This is a genomic window from Methylobacterium sp. E-005 (genome assembly GCF_022829725.1).
Lineage (GTDB): Bacteria > Pseudomonadota > Alphaproteobacteria > Rhizobiales > Beijerinckiaceae > Methylobacterium.
In genome coordinates this window covers 1-2148 of the sequence record NZ_JAKSYG010000079.1, presented here as the reverse complement: position 1 = coordinate 2148, position 2148 = coordinate 1, and the positions used below count along the sequence as shown (strand labels likewise).

Annotated in this window: 2 protein-coding genes; both read left to right on the top strand. The window is 64.5% G+C overall.

What is annotated here, in order from left to right; genetic code table 11:
- A partial coding sequence (locus MKK88_RS08780; RefSeq protein WP_243998886.1) for a zinc-binding dehydrogenase occupies positions 1-752 on the top strand: 752 nt, incomplete at its 5' end.
- Positions 753-836: 84 nt separating this feature from the next.
- Positions 837-1643, top strand: a complete 807-nt coding sequence (locus MKK88_RS08775) for an SDR family NAD(P)-dependent oxidoreductase (RefSeq protein ID WP_243986023.1) — start codon at positions 837-839, stop codon at positions 1641-1643.
- Positions 1644-2148: the final 505 nt, after the last annotated feature.

Here is a 2148-nt window from a genome sequence, read left to right as displayed (position 1 = left end):
AATACGTGCGCGTGCCGATGGCGGACGTGGCGCCGATGCTGGCGCCCGAGGGCGTGGACGACGAGTCGCTGCTGTTCCTCACCGACATCCTGCCCACCGGCTGGCAGGGCGCCGAGCATTGCGAGATCAAGGGCGGCGAGGTCATCGCGGTCTGGGGCGCGGGGCCGGTCGGCCTGTTCGCGATCCAGTCGGCCAAGATCATGGGGGCCGAGCGCATCATCGCCATCGACACGGTGCCGGAGCGCCTCGCGCTGGCCCGCACCTACGGCGCGACCGACATCATCGACTACGCGAAGGAAGACGTGTTCGAGCGGATCAAGGAGATCAGCAAGGGCGAGGGCGCCGACGGCGTCATCGACTGCGTCGGAATGGAGGCCAGCGCCGGCCATGGCGTCGCCAGCCTCGTCAACACGATCCAGGAGAAGCTGACCTCAACCGAGCGGCCCTACGCCCTGATGGAGGCGATCAAGGCGGTGCGCCCCTGCGGCATCGTCTCGGTGCCCGGCGTCTACGGCGGCCCGATCCCGGTCAACATGGGCATGATCGTTCAGAAGGGCCTGACCATGAAGAGTGGGCAGACCCACGTGAAGCGCTACCTGGAGACGCTGACCAAGCTGATCCAGGAGGGGAAAATCGACATGACGTCGATGATCACCCACCGCTCCACCAACCTCGCCGACGGGCCGGACCTCTACAAGACGTTCCGGGACAAGAAGGACGGTTGCGTGAAGGTCGTGTTCCACCCGAACTGAGCGATTGCGTCGATCCTCTTCAACTCATGCATCCAGGGTCCTCGTCATGTTTGGCGGGATATGGATGTCAACGGAACGAAACAGATGGATCTCGGAATCAAAGGGCGGGTCGCCGTCGTCACGGGCGCCAAGTCGGGCATGGGTCGCTCGACCGCGGAGCATCTTCTGCGCGAGGGCGTTCACGTCGTCCTCACCGACAAGGAAGGCCCGGAGTTGGAGGCGACCGCCGCGGAACTGGCGGCGCTGGGTCAGGTCCGCGCCGTCCAGGCCGACCTCAGTGAGGCCAAGGGGATCGAGGTGCTCGCGGCCTTCGCCAACATGGCCTTCGACGACAAGCCGACCATTCTCGTTTGCGCCGCCGGCATCACCGGCGCGTCCGGGGACTTCCTCGAACTGACCGACGACGACTGGCTGGAGGCGATACAGACCGACCTCATGGCCGGGGTGCGCGCGACCAGGGCCTTCATCCCGCACATGCGCAAGGCGGGTTGGGGCCGGGTCGTGCTGTTCTCCTCGGAGGACGCTGTGCAGCCCTACATCGAGGAACTCCCCTATGCGGCCGCGAAGGCCGGCGTCCTGAACCTCGCGAAGGGACTGTCGAAGGCCTACGGGCCGGACGGCGTGCTGGTGAACGCGGTCGGGCCGGCCTTCATCGCCACACCGATGACCGACGCGCAGATGGAAAAGAAGTCGAAGGAGAAGGGCATCTCCTTCGATGAGGCAATCCAGAAGACGCTGGACGAGGAGCGTCCGGGCATCGTTGCCAAACGCCGCGGCAAGGCCGAGGAAGTCGCCGCGGCGGTGACGTTCCTCTGCTCCGAGCGGGCCAGCTTCATCACCGGCGAGTTTCTGCGGGTTGACGGTGGCTCCGTTTTGACCATGGGGGCATAAGAAGACGAGCGGTCCAGCGGTCCAGGCAAAACCCTCCACGAAGGTTCACGCAGCCTGTTGTTACCGGTCAATGATCGGTCTTCTTCGGCCAATTGCCGAGTGGCCGCTTTTCCCATTTCTGCCCGGAAAGCGGACCGACGGAAAACCACCCATCTGCGACGTTCAGGCTGGCGCTTCGTGGTGGCAGATGCTGGCCGAGAGCCGTCGTTCCGCTTTCGAGCAAACGAGTCGGGAAAGCGGACACAAGGCCTACGACCCGGCCCTGTCATTCAGGCTTCCGAACTGATGACCTCAGATTAGATTTCGGGTTAGGCTTGATGCCAATGCTGCTGCGGCACCTTCACCCTTTTCAGGCGGTCAGACTTCTCAGCCTTTCGGCCAGACTCGCCGACGCGAGGTCGCCACGATTGAGGATCTGGCTCGCGCCGCGAAGCTTGCTCCGGTCGTCCGCTGAGAATTCGCGACCCGTCAATACGATCACCGGGATGTCCGAGCAGCCGGGCAC